This is a genomic window from Ruegeria atlantica (assembly GCF_947495585.1).
Taxonomy (GTDB): Bacteria; Pseudomonadota; Alphaproteobacteria; order Rhodobacterales; family Rhodobacteraceae; genus Ruegeria; species Ruegeria atlantica_G.
Window position 1 is genome coordinate 524,590 of record NZ_CANLZK010000001.1, and the last position, 18,521, is coordinate 543,110.

16 protein-coding genes and 3 tRNA genes are annotated in these 18,521 nt (G+C 56.2%); 12 read left to right on the plus strand and 7 right to left on the minus strand.

Features of this window, described 5'->3' with window-relative positions:
* Nucleotides 1-103 precede the first annotated feature (103 nt).
* The 4 genes from QMP16_RS02535 to QMP16_RS02550 all read left to right on the plus strand — a co-directional run bounded on the left by QMP16_RS02535 (nt 104) and on the right by QMP16_RS02550 (nt 3,911).
* Nucleotides 104-1,105: a DctP family TRAP transporter solute-binding subunit gene (locus tag QMP16_RS02535; protein WP_109311602.1), complete on the plus strand. Its 1,002-nt coding sequence runs from the start codon at nt 104-106 to the stop codon at nt 1,103-1,105.
* 115 nt (nt 1,106-1,220) lie between these two features.
* On the plus strand, nt 1,221-1,898 hold the full coding sequence (locus QMP16_RS02540) for a TRAP transporter small permease (protein ID WP_058271493.1): 678 nt from the start codon (nt 1,221-1,223) through the stop codon (nt 1,896-1,898).
* Nucleotides 1,898-3,274 carry a TRAP transporter large permease gene (locus tag QMP16_RS02545; protein WP_109311601.1) on the plus strand — a complete coding sequence of 459 codons (1,377 nt, stop codon included), beginning with the start codon at nt 1,898-1,900 and terminating at the stop codon, nt 3,272-3,274. Before QMP16_RS02540 ends, QMP16_RS02545 begins: the two co-directional genes overlap by 1 nt.
* 325 nt (nt 3,275-3,599) lie before the next feature.
* Nucleotides 3,600-3,911, plus strand: coding sequence for a DMT family transporter (locus QMP16_RS02550; RefSeq protein ID WP_058277821.1), 312 nt, complete (start codon nt 3,600-3,602; stop codon nt 3,909-3,911).
* Between the two features lie 2 nt (nt 3,912-3,913).
* Here the strand turns inward: QMP16_RS02550 and tpiA are convergent, their stop codons facing one another.
* Nucleotides 3,914-4,663, minus strand: coding sequence for a triose-phosphate isomerase (gene tpiA / locus QMP16_RS02555; RefSeq protein ID WP_282151104.1), 750 nt, complete (start codon nt 4,661-4,663; stop codon nt 3,914-3,916).
* Nucleotides 4,664-4,784: 121 nt separating this feature from the next.
* On the opposite strand from tpiA, the gene QMP16_RS02560 reads away from it, so the two are divergent.
* A complete protein-coding gene (locus tag QMP16_RS02560) occupies nt 4,785-5,696 on the plus strand; it encodes an isopenicillin N synthase family dioxygenase (RefSeq protein WP_282151105.1) in 912 nt (303 codons plus the stop codon).
* Here the strand turns inward: QMP16_RS02560 and QMP16_RS02565 are convergent.
* The gene (locus QMP16_RS02565; protein WP_058277823.1) at nt 5,693-6,058 is read right to left on the minus strand and encodes a HesB/IscA family protein; all 366 of its coding nucleotides are present in this window, start codon (nt 6,056-6,058) and stop codon (nt 5,693-5,695) included. The two genes, QMP16_RS02560 and QMP16_RS02565, sit on opposite strands and share 4 nt — an antisense overlap.
* A 238-nt stretch (nt 6,059-6,296) precedes the next feature.
* Here QMP16_RS02565 and QMP16_RS02570 point away from each other — a divergent pair, with 238 nt between their 5' ends.
* A complete protein-coding gene (locus QMP16_RS02570; RefSeq protein ID WP_234416530.1) occupies nt 6,297-6,593 on the plus strand; it encodes a hypothetical protein in 297 nt (98 codons plus the stop codon).
* Between the two features lie 98 nt (nt 6,594-6,691).
* Here the strand turns inward: QMP16_RS02570 and QMP16_RS02575 are convergent, their stop codons facing one another.
* The 3 genes from QMP16_RS02575 to QMP16_RS02585 form a co-directional block, all read right to left on the minus strand.
* Entirely contained in the window at nt 6,692-7,054 is a 363-nt protein-coding gene (locus QMP16_RS02575) for an SUF system Fe-S cluster assembly protein (protein ID WP_058271500.1), read from the minus strand.
* A gap of 98 nt (nt 7,055-7,152) precedes the next feature.
* The gene (locus QMP16_RS02580; protein ID WP_108858729.1) at nt 7,153-7,431 is read right to left on the minus strand and encodes an NfeD family protein; all 279 of its coding nucleotides are present in this window, start codon (nt 7,429-7,431) and stop codon (nt 7,153-7,155) included.
* Complete coding sequence (locus tag QMP16_RS02585) at nt 7,431-8,321, minus strand: SPFH domain-containing protein (RefSeq protein ID WP_282151106.1); 891 nt, start codon at nt 8,319-8,321, stop codon at nt 7,431-7,433. The genes QMP16_RS02580 and QMP16_RS02585 overlap by 1 nt, the downstream gene beginning before the upstream one ends.
* A 177-nt stretch (nt 8,322-8,498) precedes the next feature.
* On the opposite strand from QMP16_RS02585, the gene QMP16_RS02590 reads away from it, so the two are divergent.
* The 3 genes from QMP16_RS02590 (at nt 8,499) to lon (ending at nt 13,225) form a co-directional block, all read left to right on the plus strand.
* Nucleotides 8,499-9,410 (plus strand): nucleoside hydrolase, encoded by a 912-nt coding sequence (locus QMP16_RS02590; protein WP_282151107.1) that lies wholly within the window; start codon nt 8,499-8,501, stop codon nt 9,408-9,410.
* A 64-nt stretch (nt 9,411-9,474) separates the two neighbouring features.
* On the plus strand, nt 9,475-10,605 hold the full coding sequence (tgt, locus tag QMP16_RS02595) for a tRNA guanosine(34) transglycosylase Tgt (RefSeq protein WP_282151108.1): 1,131 nt from the start codon (nt 9,475-9,477) through the stop codon (nt 10,603-10,605).
* A gap of 211 nt (nt 10,606-10,816) precedes the next feature.
* Nucleotides 10,817-13,225, plus strand: a complete 2,409-nt coding sequence (lon, locus tag QMP16_RS02600; protein WP_058277828.1) for an endopeptidase La — start codon at nt 10,817-10,819, stop codon at nt 13,223-13,225.
* A 52-nt stretch (nt 13,226-13,277) separates the two neighbouring features.
* On the opposite strand, the gene QMP16_RS02605 is transcribed toward lon, so the two are convergent.
* Nucleotides 13,278-14,864 carry an APC family permease gene (locus QMP16_RS02605; RefSeq protein ID WP_282151109.1) on the minus strand — a complete coding sequence of 529 codons (1,587 nt, stop codon included), beginning with the start codon at nt 14,862-14,864 and terminating at the stop codon, nt 13,278-13,280.
* A 127-nt stretch (nt 14,865-14,991) separates the two neighbouring features.
* Nucleotides 14,992-15,066: transfer RNA gene (locus QMP16_RS02610), tRNA-Val, on the minus strand.
* A gap of 211 nt (nt 15,067-15,277) precedes the next feature.
* Here QMP16_RS02610 and QMP16_RS02615 point away from each other — a divergent pair.
* The 3 genes from QMP16_RS02615 (at nt 15,278) to uvrA (ending at nt 18,512) form a co-directional block, all read left to right on the plus strand.
* Nucleotides 15,278-15,354, plus strand: a tRNA-Asp gene (locus tag QMP16_RS02615).
* Nucleotides 15,355-15,400: 46 nt separating this feature from the next.
* Nucleotides 15,401-15,477: transfer RNA gene (locus QMP16_RS02620), tRNA-Asp, on the plus strand.
* A 176-nt stretch (nt 15,478-15,653) separates the two neighbouring features.
* Nucleotides 15,654-18,512 carry an excinuclease ABC subunit UvrA gene (gene uvrA / locus QMP16_RS02625; protein WP_282151110.1) on the plus strand — a complete coding sequence of 953 codons (2,859 nt, stop codon included), beginning with the start codon at nt 15,654-15,656 and terminating at the stop codon, nt 18,510-18,512.
* Nucleotides 18,513-18,521: the final 9 nt, after the last annotated feature.

Sequence of the window (18,521 nt, forward strand, 5' to 3'; positions counted from 1 at the left end):
ACAAAAAGTTGAGCGGTGCCCCTTGATTCGCTTCACTGCGCCACATGAGACGCCGATCTGGCGTTGACTGAAGGTTTCATAGAAGTCTGGGAGGAAAAGACAGATGAAATTCCTGACAACTGCCGCGACCGCGCTGGCGTTGAGTGTTACAGCAACCGCCGGTATGGCCGCGTGTGATGACGGCGAGATTGTCGTCAAGTTCGCGCATGTGACGAACACGGACAAACACCCCAAGGGCATCGCGGCATCGCTGTTGGAGCAGCGCGTCAATGACGAGATGAATGGCGTGATGTGCGTTGAGGTCTATCCGAACTCGACGCTCTATAATGATGACAAGGTGCTTGAAGCAATGCTTCAAGGCGACGTCCAGCTGGCCGCGCCGTCGCTGTCAAAATTCGAGAAGTTTACCAAACAGTTCCGTCTGTTCGATCTGCCGTTCATGTTCAAGAACATTGACGCCGTGGATGCGTTCCAGGCCTCGGCAGATGGTCAGGCGATGAAAGACAGCATGCAGCGCCGCGGCCTGCAAGGGCTGGCGTTCTGGCACAATGGCATGAAACAGATGTCGGCTAATAAACCGCTTGAGGCTCCGTCGGATGCCGAAGGCCTGAAATTCCGTGTTCAATCCTCGGACGTTCTGGTTGCCCAAATGGAAGCCATTGGCGGCAGCCCGCAGAAGATGGCGTTCTCGGAAGTTTACGGCGCGCTGCAACAGGGCGTTGTGGATGGCCAAGAAAACACCTGGTCGAACATCTATGGCAAAAAGTTCTTCGAAGTGCAGGACGGTATCACCGAGACCAACCATGGCATCATCGACTATCTGGTCGTGACATCGGTTGACTGGTTGGACAGCCTTGATCCCGAGGTGCGCGATCAGTTCCTGACCATTCTGGGCGAAGTGACCGAGACACGGAACAAGGAAGCCTTCTCGGTGAACGAAGCAGCCAAGGCTTCGATCACTGATGCCGGCGGAATCATCCGCGAGCTGAACCCCGAACAGCGTCAGGCCTGGGTCGATGCGATGAAGCCCGTTTGGGACCAGTTTTCCGACGACGTAGGTCAGGATAAGATCGACGCCGCTCAGGCCATCAACGCCGGGTTCTGATCCCGGTTGAGGCCGCGTGTCCAAAGACTGGGGAGTGGCGGATACGCAGGCTGGGCGGGCCGTAATTTGGCCCGCCACACCTAACTCTCATCACCAATAATGTGGGGACAGAAAAATGTCTGGTTCGAAACCCGGCCAAGGCGGGCTGGTCGACCATATCGAAGAGACCATGATTGCCGCTCTGTTGGGCGTGATGACGGTCGTAACCTTCGCCAACGTGATCGCGCGTTTTGTGTTTAACTCTAATATCTTATGGGCGCTTGAGCTGACGGTTTTCACCTTTGGCTGGCTGGTTTTGCTGGGGGCTTCTTATGCGGTCAAGAAACACGCGCATCTGGGTGTTGATGCAATCCTGAACATGCTGGCCCCGGCGCCGCGCCGCATTCTGGCGCTGATATCGGTGGCGTGCTGTCTGGTGTTCTCGCTTCTGCTTCTGAAAGGGTCGTATGACTACTGGGCCGTGTTTGCGGACCTGCCGCCAACATCGGGCCGCTGGTTCCCGACCGGGTTCAATTTCGACGCACGCAGCCAGAGTTTTTACGAAGTGGATGATATTCCGATGGTCGCGCCGCTGCGCTTCCTCGAGGATCTGATCAACTACGGCGAGGGGTATGAAAAATTGCCCAAGGTGGTGCCGTATCTGGTGTTGCCGGTGTCGATGCTGCTTCTAGTGATCCGCTTTGCTCAGGTCGCAGTACAAATCTGGCGTGGTGAGACCGACCGTCTTGTTGCCAGCCACGAAGTCGAGGACGAGATCGAAGAAGTCCGGGCTCAGCAAGGAGAGCATGACTAATGGACGTCGTACTTCTATTCTCTATGGTCATCGGCCTGTTGCTGATCGGTGTGCCGATTGCGGTGGCCCTGGGTCTCAGCTCGACCCTGTTTCTGCTGATTTATTCCGACAGTTCGTTGGCTTCGGTCGCGGGAACCCTGTTCGAAGCCTTTGAAGGCCACTTTACACTGTTGGCGATCCCGTTCTTCATTCTTGCGTCGTCCTTCATGACGACCGGTGGAGTGGCGCGTCGGATCATCCGCTTTTCCATCGCCTGTGTCGGACACTTGCCTGGCGGTCTGGCGATTGCGGGTGTCTTTGCCTGTATGCTGTTTGCCGCGCTGTCGGGGTCGTCTCCGGCAACGGTTGTGGCCATCGGTTCTATCGTCATCGCCGGTATGCGGCAGGTTGGCTATTCCAAGGAATTCGCTGCCGGTGTGATCTGTAACGCGGGTACCCTGGGCATTCTGATCCCGCCGTCCATTGTCATGGTGGTTTATGCCGCCGCCGTTGAGGTCTCGGTCGGGCGGATGTTCCTTGCGGGCGTCATTCCGGGCCTGATGGCGGGTCTGATGCTGATGGTTACGATCTATGTGATGGCCAAAGTCAAGAACCTGCCCAAGGGTGAATGGAAAGGTTGGGGCGAGATCTTTATCTCGGCCCGCGAAGCCGGTTGGGGTCTGTTCCTGATCGTCATCATTCTGGGTGGTATTTATGGCGGTATCTTCACACCGACCGAAGCCGCTGCTGTCGCTGCCGTCTATGCCTTCTTTATTGCCAGCTTTGTCTACAAGGACATGGGTCCGCTTAGCACCAATGGGGATGGGCAGAACATTTCGCTTCTGAAGAAACCCTATGCTCTGGTCACGGCGTTCTTTCACCCCGACACCAAGCACACGCTGTTTGAAGCCGGTAAACTGACGGTGACTTTGCTGTTCGTCATCGCCAACGCGCTGATCCTCAAGCACGTGCTGACCGATGAACAGGTGCCTCAGCACATCGCAAGTGCAATGCTATCGGCGGGATTGGGACCAGTCACCTTCCTGATTGTGGTCAACGTGATCCTGCTGATTGGTGGTCAATTCATGGAACCTTCGGGACTGCTGGTCATCGTGGCTCCTCTGGTGTTCCCGATCGCGATCGAGTTGGGCATCGACCCAATCCATCTGGGCATCATCATGGTGGTGAACATGGAGATTGGGATGATTACGCCTCCGGTTGGGTTGAACCTATTCGTGACCTCGGGCGTGGCCGGTATGCCGATGATGAGCGTTGTGAAGGCGGCGCTGCCGTTCCTGGCTGTCCTGTTCGTCTTCCTGATCATGGTGACGTACATACCGTGGATATCGACCTTCCTGCCCAACACGTTCATGGGGCCTGAGATCATTACGAACTAGCGGTTTCTTTGACAGAACAGAGGGCCGGGTCTGTCGTCAGATCCGGCCATTTTTGTGTACGGAATCGATCCAGATAGTCGGAAACCCATTCGATACCACCCTAAACGCGAACCCATCAGTTTCGTATCACCGGTTGAATTGCCGCATTAAAAGTTTCATCTCGTCAATCGGGCGTCGATCGTTTGCCCGCCCGGGTGTCCTTAGGTGCTCAATTAAGTGTCCGACCTCTTGAACCCGGGTACAGTGGGTATATCTTTCAGCCGAGGACGACCTCGCCTTGTTGGCTGATCATTCGGGACGACCCGAAGAGATATGAGGTGTCCAAATGCCCTGGATATTATTGCTATTCGCTGGCCTGCTGGAAATTGTCTGGGCCGTCGCCATGAAGCAATCTGCCGGTTTCACACGCCTATGGCCTACGGCCCTGATGGGCGTGTCGATGATCGGATCGTTCGGATTGCTTGCCCTTGCGATGCGCGATCTGCCTTTGGGCACGGCCTATACGATCTGGACCGGAATCGGTGCAGTCGGGGCCTTTATGGTCGGCGTAATGTTTCTGGGTGAGGCGCTGACTGCGCCCCGCCTAGTCGCGGCGGCCCTGATTGTGGCCGGGCTGGTGACGATGAAATTGGCTTGACCTCAGGCCTTTTGCAGGGCGTCGATAATGCCAGAAAAGTCTTCGGCTTTCAGGCTTGCCCCGCCCACCAGCGCCCCGTCGACGTTGGAGACTGCAAAGATTTCGGCCGCGTTGCCCGGTTTGACCGAACCGCCATAAAGTAACCGGACCGAGCGGCCGACACCTTCGCCAAATCGACGCTCAAGCCGGGCGCGGATGAAGTCGTGCACTTCTCCGATCTCGTCCAGTGTGGGGACCTTGCCGGTGCCAATGGCCCAGATCGGTTCATAGGCGACAACCAGGTTCTCACCGGTCGACTGATCCGGGATCGAGCCGGACATCTGACCGCCGATAATGTCCAACGTGTTCGCGGCCTCGCGCTGTTCCAGGCTTTCGCCGACGCAAATGATGGCTTTCAGACCCGCTTCCATTGCGGAACGTGCCTTGGCGCGGACATCCTCATTCTGCTCGTCGCAATCTTCGCGCCGCTCTGAATGCCCAAGAATGACGGCGCTTGCCCCTGCATCAACCAGCATCTGAGCACTGACATCGCCGGTATGTGCGCCGGATTCGGCTGCATGGCAATCCTGACCGCCGACGGTAATTCCCGTGCCTTTCACCGCCTCTGCCGCGCGATGCAGCAGGGTCGCTGGTGGGCAAATCAGGACGTCCACCGATGCATCAGGAAACGATGTAGCCAGCGACTGAAGCTCGGGCAAATCAGCCGCAGTTCCGTTCATTTTCCAGTTTCCAGCTGCCAGCTTGCGCCGCATAACGCGTACCCCCAAATAAGTCGTTGTTTGCTCATCGGATAGCACCACCAGCCGAGCCTGACAATTCCGGTTGCAAAGGTCCGACCACAACGGCAGGTTCCGCGGTATTGTGGAGGGCGGCATGATCGACGATCTGGATCTGAAAAAACTGGATGAACGCGAGGCTTCAGAGATGGCAAAGCTGCTGCATGCTATTGGAGAAGTTGGGTTTTTAACGGTGTCGAACACCGGGTTGAACGCCGATCAAGTCCGAAACGTGATCGAGGCGTATCGCGACTTCTTCCATTTGCCGGACGTCCAGAAAAAAACCGTTGATATGGCGATGACGGGTTCAAACCGAGGGTGGGGCGCGCCGCGATCAGAACAGGTCGACCCCAAGGCCAATCCGGATTTCAAGGAAGTGTTCGACTGTGGTTTCGAATTGCCTGCGGGAAATTCTTATGCCGGAAAAGGGCTCAGTGTATATGCTCCGAACCTGTGGCCGAATAATCCTGTAGAATTTCAAGGTATTATCAGAGCTTACTACATTCACGCTTGCAATGTGGCGATGCGCGTTCTTCGGGCCATTGCGGTCGCTTTGGGCCGGGATGAACTCAGCTTTGATCGCGCCTTTGACACGCCAATGGCCCTATTGCGCGGGAACTACTATCCAGAACGCCCGGCATGGGCAGGTGATCGGGATTTTGGCATCGGGGCGCATACTGACTATGGGTGTCTCACATTGCTGGCCACGGACGGGGTCTCAGGGCTTGAGGTCCGCATGCCGGATAACAGCTGGCAACCTGTCTCTGCAGAGCCTGGTACATTCATCATCAACTTTGGAGAGATGCTGGAATTCTGGACCGCGGGAAAAGTCAAAGCCACCGAGCACCGCGTCATAGGCGGGACGCAGGAACGCATTTCGGTCCCACTGTTCTTTAACCCGTCCTACGACACCAACGTTGCTCCGCCAAGCTCAGGCAAAACGATCAGCGCAGGTGACCATCTTACACGGCGCTACAACGAAACCTATCTGCACCTGCAGGCGACTTAGTTTTGTGTGGAAAGCGTCTCGTCAAATTTGATGGATTCGCCGCAACCGCAAGCGTCCACAACATTCGGGTTGCGGAACTTGAACCCGGCTTCCAGAAGCGAGACCTCATAGTCGATTTCAGTTCCGAACAAGAACATCTGCGCCATTGGCGCGATCATGATGCGGGCACCGTCCTGTTCGACCACTTCGTCGTTGGTATCGGCTTCATCCACGTAGTCCATGGTGTATTCCATGCCAGCGCAGCCGCCTTTCTTGACGCCAATGCGCAACCCTGCATGACCGCCGGACGCCATCAGGCGTGCGATCTGCTCGGCCGCTTTGGTCGTCATTGTCACGGCCTGTTTGCCGGGAATGCCAAACATGGTGGTCTCCGTTGCGCTACGTTACCCCTAATCTAGGGCCGAGAGGCGTCAGGCTCAAGACATAGCAGACCTGCTGACCTAAGTTTTACCGGCAGTGACGCTGCCAAACGACCAATTGCCACAGCAAACTTGCGTCCCTCACGGTCTTCGCCTTAGCCTGACGGTTGTAACAAGATATTTGAGCGAAGGGCGAATGAAGATGGTGAAGATCAGGCATTTCCGCAGAAAAATCATAACGATGCAAGCTGTAGCCACAGTCTTTCTGACCGCAGGTTTGGGGCATGCAGCAACGGATGGCGCACGGCATCCGGTAAATTGCGCTACCGCCGAGGGGGATCTTCGGGCCATCGCAGCAGAAAAGAAGCACGCAGAAGACCAGCAGGCAGAAAGTATCATTGCGATCACTCCTGCCGGTGCATTGCTGGGACTGGTCACGGGAACCGAGCAAAAAAGGCTCAGCATGTTGAATGGCGATTACGTCAAAGAGCTGGATCAACGCGCGGCCGAGATAAAATCGACCTGCGGCGTGGAATAGGCCGCTCGGGTCCTATAATGTAAAAAGGGCTGCCCCGGTTCATGGACAGCCCTTTTTGTTACCCTTCAATGCCTTACTCGGTAAAGCTAAGCGAAATTCTACATGAATCCCAGTTCAAGACGTGCTTCGTCTGACATCATCTCCATGCCCCAGGGGGGCTCCCATGTCAGCTCGACGTCAACCTCTTTGACGCCAGCGACCGGTTCGATTGCCTCGACAATCCAGCCTGGCATTTCACCGGCGACCGGGCATCCGGGCGCGGTCAGTGTCATGATGACCTTCACCGCGTTTTCCTTGGTAATATCGATCGTATAGATCAGACCCAGATCGTAGATATTCACCGGAATCTCGGGATCGAAGACGGATCTGCAAGCCTCGACCACGGAATCGTAGAGTGGATGATCGATGGTCGAAGGCGCGATCAGCGGCGTACCTTCGAACTGTTCACTTGGATGGGTCATTCGTGCCTCGGGGCTGTTACCTGAGAAATTATATAGGGAAAGGCTGGGGCAGCGTCCAGTGGTGCCGTGTGGCCCCCGGGACGCTGCGTCGATTTGGATCAATCGTTGATATCGTGGCGGAAGGTTTTCACCTGGCCATGGGGCAGGGCGAACATGCGCCGCAGGATCAGCCAAGCCACAAGCGAAAGACCCGCAAAGATCAAAAGCAAGACCGCCAGGCTCGGGGCAAAACCGGGGATCACAAGCAAAAGCCCTGTGACCGCCGCTCCAATCGCAAAGCCAAGAAAGATGAACCCCGGCAAGACGATCTCAAGTATGCCCAGAGCTAGCGCTCCGGCCAGCCAGAGCCACCATGTCAGCCAGAAGGGATCAGCCATTACTTTCCTCCTTTCAACATCTTGAAGGCATCGCCAAAGGCCTCAAGCGCATTGGCGGGAACCACGATGGTCTGCGACCCGGTGCCGTTACCCAGCGCGTTCAGAGCTTCGACTTGCTTCAATGCGACCTGATATTGGGCTGCCTCGATACCATTGTCCTGAATGGCCTTGGCGACGACGCCGGTTGCATAAGCTTCAGCCTCGGCCTGAATGCGGCGGGCTTTTGCGGTCTGCTCGGCCGCATAGAGTTCCGCGTCCGCATTCAATTCGACCGAACGTTTCTGACCTTCAGCCTCGGTCACCTGCGCGCGGCGGGCGCGTTCGGCGTTCAACTGCTGCAACATAGCATCGCGTGTGGCTTGATCCAGATTTACGTCTAGAATCTCGGCGCGGGTGACTTCGATGCCCCAGTCGTCAACGGCAGTTTCGACGCTTTCCTGAATGCGTTCAATCAGTTGCGCGCGGTTGGACTGTACCTCATCCAGATCCATTTTACCGATCTCGGCACGGACTATACCAGCAACGGTTGTTGCAATCGCACCGTCGACGTCACGGATACGGTACACGGTCTTTTCCGGTTCAAGAATACGGTAAAACACCGATGTATCAATCTGAACCAGAACATTGTCCTTGGTGATTGCATCTTGCGTCGCATTCGGTAGCTGGCGTTCAAGAATGGATATCTTGTGGCGCGCAACATCAAGAAAAGGAACGATAAAGTTGATTCCGGGGCCAAGCACCGAATGCAGGCGGCCAAAGCGTTCAACCACGTATTTTTCGGACTGAGGCACAATTTTGATGCCTTTGAAAATAACGACGACAATCAGAACTGCCGCAAGCAGGTAAATGATGTTCGATGTTAACAACCCAATGATCTGTTCTTCGGTCATATCTGTCCTCTGTATTATTGTGTACTATGGTATACACTTGGGGATTGACTCGCCCATTTTCAACTCTGGTATGGCGGGAATGGGGATAGATGCAAATCTCTGAAAACCACAATGTAGCGTGGAATATTTTGAATGTGGCTGCTTTGCATCCGGTTGTGATTGCGCTATCGGGCGGGGATGAAACTGATAATTGATACAGATCCGGGCATCGACGATGCGATGGCCATTGCCTATGCCGCCGCTGCACCAGAAATAGACCTGATCGGCCTGACCACGGTTTTCGGCAACACGCATGTGCACCAATCCAGCCGCAACGCACGGTTCTTGCTCCATAAACTGGGACTGGACGCGCCAGTGGCTGAGGGGGCGCCGCTTCCAGTTGGTGCGACCACATACGACCCGTCCGAGCACGTGCACGGCCCCGAAGGATTCGGTGATTTGACTGACATCCCGCAGATTGGGGAAAATCACCCCCTGACGGCGGCCGAATTCCTTGTCGAGCAGGCGCGGGAACACAAGGGTGAGCTGGTCGTCTGCGCCATTGGGCCGTTGACCAACGTCGCCGATGCAATGCGGTTGGACCCAGAGTTTGCAGGCAACATCAAGCGACTGGTGATCATGGGCGGTGCCGTGTTTTGCCCCGGAAACATCACAGAGCATGCAGAGGCCAACATCTATCACGATGCGCAGGCTGCGGATGCAGTGTTCGCGTCTCCGCCAGATACCGTTCTGGTCGGTTTGGATGTCACGCTGAAAACTCTGTACGAGACTGCGGATTTTGATGCATTGGCGGCGCGTTCCGTTGACATGGGCGGTTTCCTGCGCGACATCTCGAAATTTTATCTGAAGTTCTACAAGGATATCGGCGGATTGGAGGGGTGCGGCCTGCACGACTCGACGGCTGTGATTGCCTGCACCCACGAACCCATGTTCGAGATAGTCGAAACCGGGCTTCAGATTGAGGTAGATGGTCCGCAAATCGGGGCAACCCGACCGGAGGCCAACAGACCAACGGTGCGCGTATGCCGGGATGTGGACGGGGCAGGGGTTGTCAACCTGTTCACTGACCGCGTTGCGTCATTGCCCTGACGGCTTGCAATACCAGCGAAGATCGGGCAATTGCTGCCCGGTTCAGCGACCCTGAGGCATTCACATGACAGACCGTTTCTCATTTGACCTGAAAGCCACGGACGGCAAAGCGCGCACCGGGGTAATCCATACTCCACGCGGTGAGGTGCGCACGCCGGCCTTTATGCCGGTTGGCACCGCGGCAACGGTCAAAGCGATGATGCCGGAAAGCGTACGCGCCACAGGAGCGGACATCCTGTTGGGCAACACCTATCACTTGATGCTGCGTCCGACAGCCGAGCGGATCGACCGTTTGGGCGGGTTGCACAAGTTCATGAATTGGGAACGGCCGATCCTGACGGATTCCGGTGGGTTTCAGGTTATGTCGCTGGCCGGGTTGCGCAAGCTGACCGAAAAGGGTGTGACCTTCAAATCTCATATCGACGGCTCGCGCCACGAATTAACGCCGGAGCGATCGATGGAGATTCAGCGCCTGTTGGGGTCCGACATCGTCATGTGTTTCGACGAGTGCCCGGCGCTGCCCGCTGACCGGAATCGAATTGCCGAGTCGATGCGCCTGTCGATGCGGTGGGCCGAGCGGTCGCGTGATGCTTTCGGGGATCGCCCGGGTCATGCTTTGTTCGGCATTCAGCAGGGCGGACTTGAGCAGGATTTCCGCAAGGAATCGGCCGAGGCGCTGAAAGAGATCGGTTTCGAAGGTTACGCCGTCGGTGGTCTTGCCGTGGGTGAAGGCCAGGAAGCGATGTTCGACGTGCTGGACTTTGCGCCGGATATGCTGCCGGTCGACAAACCTCGTTATCTGATGGGCGTTGGAAAACCGGATGATATCGTTGGCGCTGTTGCGCGTGGCATTGACATGATGGATTGCGTGTTGCCGTCCCGTTCGGGGCGTACAGGGCAGGTATTCACGCGCTACGGCGTGGTGAACATCAAGAATGCCCGCCATTCAGATGATCCGCGCCCGTTGGATGAACACTGCACGTGTCCTGCCTGTACAAACTACTCCCGCGCTTATCTGCACCACGTGTTCCGTTCGAATGAAATGATTTCTGGCATGCTGCTGACCTGGCACAACCTGCATTATTTCCAGGAGATCATGCAGGGGATGCGTGACGCCATCGCTGCCGGAACATTCGATGCGTGGCAGGTCGAGTTCCATGCGCAGCGCGCGCAAGGCGATATTGAGCCTGTTTGATAGGCGCTTGGCGTTTTGGTGATCAAAATCACCGAATAGTCCATCAGGTGCCTTGCAGTCCCGAACACCTCAGGTCATTCTCACTATGAGAGATGGCGGTAAGGTTGAAATAGGGCGGTAACTGCCCCACCTTTATCGTCCAAGACAGGAGACGGCCGGGCGTTGCCTCGATGAGGGACCAGAGCCGTCTTGCCAATGATAAGGATAGAGCATGCAAGAGCCCCTGAACTCCTCATACCCAGTGCTGCCGCTGCGCGATATCGTGGTTTTCCCGCATATGATCGTGCCGCTGTTCGTCGGTCGGGAAAAATCCGTCCGAGCGCTGGAAGAAGTGATGCAGGACGACAAGCAGATACTGTTGTCCAGCCAGATCGACCCGAGCGACGATGACCCAACCGAGGACGGCATCTACCGATCTGGTGTGTTGGCCAATGTACTGCAATTGCTGAAATTGCCGGACGGCACCGTGAAGGTGCTGGTCGAGGGCCAAGCCCGTGTGATGATCACGGAATTCCTTGAAAACGAAGAATTTTTTGAGGCGCGCGCCGAGTATTTGACCGAAATTCCGGGCGACGTTACGACAACCGAAGCACTGCAGCGCACGGTTGCGGATGAATTCGAGCGTTACGCGAAAGTGCGCAAAAACATCCCCGAAGAAGCGTTGACCGCAGTTGGAGAATCCACCGAACCGGCAAAGCTGGCTGACCTTGTGTCGGGTCATTTGGGGATTGAAGTTGAACAAAAGCAAGACCTGCTGGAAACCCTAAGCGTCAGCGAGCGGCTTGAGAAGGTCTATGGCCTGATGCAGGGCGAAATGTCGGTTCTGCAGGTCGAGAAAAAGATCAAGACACGTGTCAAAACCCAGATGGAGAAGACGCAGCGCGAGTACTATCTGAATGAGCAGATGAAGGCCATTCAGAAGGAACTTGGCGACGGTGAGGATGGCAGCAATGAAGTTGCTGAGCTGGAAGCCAAGATCGAAGAGACCAAGCTGTCGAAAGAGGCCCGTGAAAAGGCCGAAGGCGAGCTGAAAAAACTGCGTAACATGAGCCCGATGTCGGCTGAGGCCACCGTCGTCCGCAACTACTTGGATTGGATTTTGGCCTTGCCGTGGGGCACCAAATCCCGCGTGAAAAAGGATCTGGGCCGCGCGCAAGACATTCTGGATGCCGACCACTATGGCCTTGAGAAGGTCAAGGAACGGATCGTCGAATATCTGGCTGTTCAGCAGCGGTCGAAAAAGCTGAAGGGCCCGATTATGTGCCTTGTTGGCCCTCCGGGTGTGGGTAAAACCTCGCTTGGTAAGTCGGTTGCACGTGCGACGGGGCGTGAGTTCATTCGCATCTCGCTGGGCGGTGTGCGTGACGAGTCCGAGATCCGTGGCCACCGTCGGACCTATATCGGTTCGATGCCTGGTAAGATCATCCAGGCGCTGAAAAAGGCGAAGACCACAAACCCGCTCATCCTGCTCGACGAGATCGACAAGATGGGGCAGGACTTCCGTGGTGACCCGGCTTCGGCGATGCTCGAGGTGTTGGACCCGGAGCAGAACAGCACATTCATGGACCACTACCTTGAGGTCGAATACGACCTGTCCAACGTGATGTTCCTGACCACATCCAACAGCTACAACATGCCTGGGCCTTTGCTGGACCGGATGGAGATCATTCCGCTGGCCGGTTACACCGAGGACGAAAAAAGTGAGATCGCCAAACAGCATCTGATCAGCAAGCAGGTGAAGAACCACGGCCTGAAGGCCAAGGAGTTCGAACTGACCGATGACGCGCTGCATTCGATCATCCGCACTTACACGCGGGAAGCTGGCGTTCGGAACTTAGAACGTGAAATCGCCAAGGTGGCGCGGAAGTCGCTGACCAAGATCATCAAGAAAGAGGCTGAATCTGTAACGGTGACGCCAGACAATCTGGATGAGTTCCTGGGCGTGCCCAAGTTCCGCTATGGCCTGGCCGAACAGGACGATCAGGTTGGTGTTGTCACCGGTCTGGCGTGGACATCGGTCGGTGGTGATCTGTTGCATATCGAGGCGCTGAAACTGCCGGGCAAGGGTCGGATGAAGACCACCGGCAAGCTGGGCGATGTGATGAAGGAATCCATCGATGCGGCGTCGTCCTATGTGCGGTCAATTTCGCCTCAGATTGGGGTGAAGCCACCCAAGTTCGACAAGATAGACATCCACGTGCACGTGCCGGATGGTGCGACTCCGAAAGACGGGCCTTCGGCTGGTCTGGCCATGGTGACCTCGATCGTATCCGTGCTGACCGGTATTCCGGTTCGTAAGGACATCGCGATGACGGGTGAGGTTTCGTTGCGTGGCAACGCGATGCCGATTGGTGGTTTGAAAGAGAAACTGCTGGCGGCCCTGCGCGGTGGCATCAAGACTGTTCTGATCCCGGAAGAGAACGAAAAGGACCTGGCCGAGATCCCGGACAACGTGAAAGAAGGTCTGAAGATCATTCCGGTAGAGCACGTGTCCGAAGTTCTCAAACTGGCACTGGTACGTGAGCCGGAAGCGATTGAGTGGGATGAGGCCGCCGAAGAGGCTGCCGCAGCCGCTGCGAAGGCCACTGAAAGCGCAAGCCCGTCTGCCACGACGCACTAAGCGATAGGCGATAGACAAAGAAAAGGCGGGGTCTTCCCCGCCTTTTTCCTTTTCAGAAGCCGATAACAGGCTTCTTCGGGTCCAGTACCTCTTCCTCGGCGATGTAAGTTTGAAACTTTTTGGCGGATAGGGAGGATCGGACCGCTAGACCAAAAATGATGACTGAAAACAGGACGCACAGCAAAATATCCCAACCGAAGGGGATTTGCTTAAGCGCACCTTCCCCGAACTGTCCCAGGAACGAGATCAGGCCGATCCCTCCGAAATAGGGAATCAGCCACAGGGCCTCGGTCACGTCCATTTCGTCCAGCCGACTATGAAACCGTGCCAGAAGAAGAACAAACCCGACGATCAACGCGATGCCAAGCCGCCAAACGGTGTCCCATCCGCTCCAATAGACGATGAGCGTGGCGACAGCGAAGGCCGTGATGGCCACCACTTTAACGAAGGGGATGCGAATGGACCGCGGGTGGTCCGGCATCAGGCGGCGCAGGCACACAACGGCGATTGGCCCAACGGCAAAAGATACGACTATGGCGGCGCCATTCAGGGCAATAACGGTGGTGAACGGGACCGTAAGAAGGAATAGAATTCCGATCAGAAAGTTCAGCGCCAAGGCCCACAAGGGCACCCCAAATGAGGACAGTATTTGCAAACGCTTTGGCAGGAACCCGTTCTGTGACAAGGCCATCGCGATACGCGCGTTCGAACCGGTGGACACCAAACCGTTGCCAAAGGGGCCAATGACCGAACCTATGTTCAAAACGCTCAGGAACCAGACGATCCCAACCGATAGGATGACCCCGTCCAATGGCCCCTGACCGCTAAAATTCAGGCTTGCCCAGCCGTTCTTCAGCATCTCCGGGTCAAGTGCGCCGATAAATGCAATCTGTAATCCGACGTAAATGGCTGCACACAGAATGATGGACAGCACCAGCGCCGCAGGAATGGCTACTTTGGGGTTTCGAACCTCACCGGCCATATCGACCACATGGCGGAAACCGATGAAGGAAAAGATGACGCCTCCGGTTGAAACAGCCGCCATGATGCCCTGCAAGCCGTACGGCGCAAAACCACCCGGTTGGGTGAAGTTCCCAGTGTCAAATCGACTTGCGATCAGCAGAATCGACAGAACGATCGGAATGGCAATTTTGGCCCATGTCAGCGTCGCGTTCACTTGCGTAAAGAATTTTACCCCCAGCGCATTAATGACAACGAACAACAACATGAAAAACAACGCCACGGCGATACCTGCGCCGGTCAAATCGCCCGTATCGGCTGTGTGCAGCCACGGAGCATAAGGCCCGAGGTATTTAAGCATCGCCTCGACCTCAATCGGGGCGGTGGTGTTGTACCCAATCCAGGCGGTCCACCCCATTGCCATCGAAACGATGTTTCCGTGCGAAAACTGGGGGACGCGGGCGATCCCTCCGGGAATGGGCAGCATGGCCGAAATCTCGGCGAAGGTTATCGCAAGAACGAACATGGCCACCGCGCCAATGATCCACGAAAGGATAGCGGCAGGACCTGCGTGTTGAACTGCGAGGAGGGGGCCGAACAACCAGCCGGAACCGATAATTCCACCGACCGAAATGAAGGTCAGGCCAACAAGGCCAATATCCCGTTTCAATTTGGCCATGCGAAACCTCGTGCATCAGCGCCGGTTGATCACACGGCAGATGCAAGAACGATACGCAGCTGAAATGCAAGCTGGCAAGTATTGTAATTTCAAGGCCTTAGAAGGCGTTGATTCTGAGGAAGTGGAATGGTGGGTGATAAGAGATTTGAACTCCTGACATCTTCGATGTGAACGAAGCGCTCTACCACTGAGCTAATCACCCGTAGGCGCTGCTGTTACAGCGACTCGGATTGGTTGGCAAGATGGCCGGTGGTGAATTCGATCCACCTCATGAAAAGCTGGTTTTGCGGCCTCGGGGGTGAGTGGCTCAATCGGAAAAAATCAGGTTCTTTGAAAAAACTTCAAAACGCCGCTTGACGATGTCGGGGCGTAGCCATAATACACCCAAACGTTCAGCGATGAACAGACAGCGGGCGGTTGTAGCTCAGATGGTTAGAGTACCGGCCTGTCACGCCGGGGGTCGCGGGTTCGAGCCCCGTCAACCGCGCCACTGCTGTCAGCCTGGATCCGGGTTAAGGGATCACGAAAATAGATGCGCGGTTGTAGCTCAGTTGGTTAGAGTACCGGCCTGTCACGCCGGGGGTCGCGGGTTCGAGCCCCGTCAACCGCGCCATTTTCCTTTAAGTCAGCGGTAAATTCGTAATTTGTGCCACGCTTCTGCGTGTCAAATGCGATGCTGCTTTGCCGGATCGGCGAATAGATGACAGTTCTTGCTTTGTTCTAATTTTTCTGTTGGAGTTCCAGCGTCGTTCACCTATTTCTAAGACACTTGTGTGTTGGGGGCCAAAAATGGCTGAGCTGAAGAATATCGAAGTGCGTGGAGCGCGCGAACATAACCTCAAAGGGATCGACGTGGACATCCCACGTGATCAGCTTGTGGTGATCACCGGGCTGTCGGGGTCTGGTAAGTCGTCTTTGGCTTTCGACACGATCTATGCCGAGGGCCAGCGGCGTTACGTTGAAAGCCTGTCAGCCTATGCGCGCCAGTTTCTGGACATGATGGAAAAGCCGGATGTGGACCACATCAGCGGCCTTTCACCGGCCATCTCGATTGAACAGAAGACTACATCCAAGAACCCTCGTTCGACCGTCGGAACGGTCACCGAGATCTATGACTATATGCGCTTGTTATTTGCCCGGTCCGGAACGCCGTACAGCCCCGCCACCGGGCAGCCGATTGAGGCGCAACAAGTTCAGGACATGGTCGACCGTATCATGACGATGGAGGAGGGGACACGCGGATACCTCCTCGCCCCCATCGTGCGCGATCGCAAAGGCGAATACAAAAAAGAATTCCTCGAACTGCGCAAGCAGGGTTTTCAGCGCGTGAAGGTCGACGGAGAATTCTACGAGCTGGATGAACCGCCCACGCTGGACAAGAAATATCGCCATGACATTGATGTCGTCGTCGACCGATTGGTCGTGCGCGAAGGGATGGAGACCCGGCTGGCCGACAGTTTGCGTACTGCTTTGGACTTGGCCGACGGTATCGCCGTTCTCGAAACCGCGCCGCGTGAGGGCGATCCGGAACGGATCACGTTCAGCGAGAACTTTGCTTGTCCCGTCAGCGGTTTCACCATTCCTGAAATCGAACCCCGTTTGTTTTCGTTCAACGCTCCGTTCGGGGCGTGCCCGGATTGTGATGGCCTGGGTGTTGAGCTGTTCTTTGACGAACGCCTTGTGGTGCCGGACCAGACCCTGAAACTGTACGACGGGGCGTTGGCGCCCTGGCGCAAGGGAAAGTCGCCGTACTTCCTGCAGACCATCGAAGCGATTGCCCGACACTATGAGTTCGATAAGAACACGCCGTGGAAGGACCTGCCGCCAAAGGTGCAGCACGTGTTTCTGCGCGGTTCCGGCGACGAAGAAATCCAATTCCGCTATGATGAAGGCGGGCGGGTCTATCAGGTCACCCGCAGCTTTGAGGGCGTGATCCCGAATATGCAGCGCCGCTATCGCGAGACCGACAGCGCGTGGATCCGTGAAGAGTTTGAGCGGTATCAGAACAACCGTCCCTGTGGTGCCTGTGAAGGCTATCGCCTCCGTCCCGAGGCGCTGGCGGTTAAGATTGCAGGTATGCATGTTGGGCAGGTTGTTCAGATGTCGATCCGCGAGGCCTTGGCCTGGATCGAAGACGCCCCAAATCACATGAGTGCGCAGAAAAACGAAATCGCGCGTGTCATTCTCAAGGAAATCCGTGAACGGCTTGGATTTCTGAATAACGTTGGTTTGGAATACCTTACGCTGTCCCGCTCAAGTGGTACCTTGTCTGGTGGTGAAAGCCAGCGCATTCGTCTGGCCAGTCAGATCGGATCGGGTTTGACAGGGGTTTTGTACGTTCTGGATGAACCGTCCATCGGTCTGCACCAGCGGGACAACGACCGCTTGCTTGGGACGCTCAAGAACCTGCGTGACCAGGGTAACACCGTGATTGTCGTCGAGCACGACGAGGAAGCGATCCGCGAGGCGGATTATGTTTTTGACATCGGTCCGGGGGCTGGAGTGCATGGTGGTCAGGTTGTCAGTAAGGGCACACCTGACCAGATCGCGGCTGATGCAGCCTCTGTGACCGGGCAATACTTGTCGGGAACCCGCGAGATCTCGGTCCCGGCTGAGCGACGCAAAGGGAACAAAAAGAAGGTTACGGTCGTCAAAGCGACCGGGAACAACCTGAAAAACGTGACTGCCGAGTTTCCGCTGGGCAAGTTTGTCTGTGTCACAGGTGTCTCCGGCGGCGGAAAATCGACGCTTACGATTGAGACGCTGTTTAAAACTGCCTCCATGCGTCTGAACGGCGCACGGCAAACGCCGGCGCCCTGCGAAACCATCAAAGGGTTGGAGCATCTGGACAAGGTCATCGACATTGACCAGCGCCCTATCGGGCGAACTCCGCGTTCGAATCCAGCGACTTACACCGGCGCCTTCACACCGATCCGCGATTGGTTTGCCGGTTTGCCCGAGGCGAAGGCGCGCGGCTACAAACCGGGACGGTTCAGCTTTAACGTCAAGGGCGGCCGGTGCGAGGCCTGTCAGGGTGACGGCGTCATCAAGATTGAGATGCACTTCCTGCCCGACGTCTACGTCACCTGCGAAACCTGTAAGGGCGCGCGGTACAACCGCGAAACGCTGGAGATCAAGTTCAAAGGCAAGTCTATCGCCGATGTCCTTGATATGACCGTCGAAGACGCGCAGGAGTTCTTTAAGGCCGTGCCGTCGATCCGCGATAAAATGGACGCACTGGCGCGGGTCGGGCTTGGTTATATTAAGGTTGGGCAGCAGGCGACCACACTTTCGGGTGGCGAGGCGCAGCGCGTGAAGCTTTCAAAAGAATTGTCCAAACGCTCGACCGGGCGGACATTGTATATTCTGGATGAACCGACCACTGGTCTACATTTCGAAGACGTGCGCAAGTTGTTGGAAGTGCTGCATGAACTGGTCGATCAGGGCAATACCGTTGTTGTGATCGAACACAATCTGGATGTCGTCAAAACCGCCGACCACATCATTGATATCGGCCCGGAAGGCGGCGATGGCGGTGGTGAAATCGTGGCAACCGGGACACCCGAGAATGTGGCCGAGGTCGACCGCAGCCATACCGGCAGGTATCTCAAGCCGATGTTGGATGGTGCGCGCGTTGCTGCGGAATAGTGCTGTTCT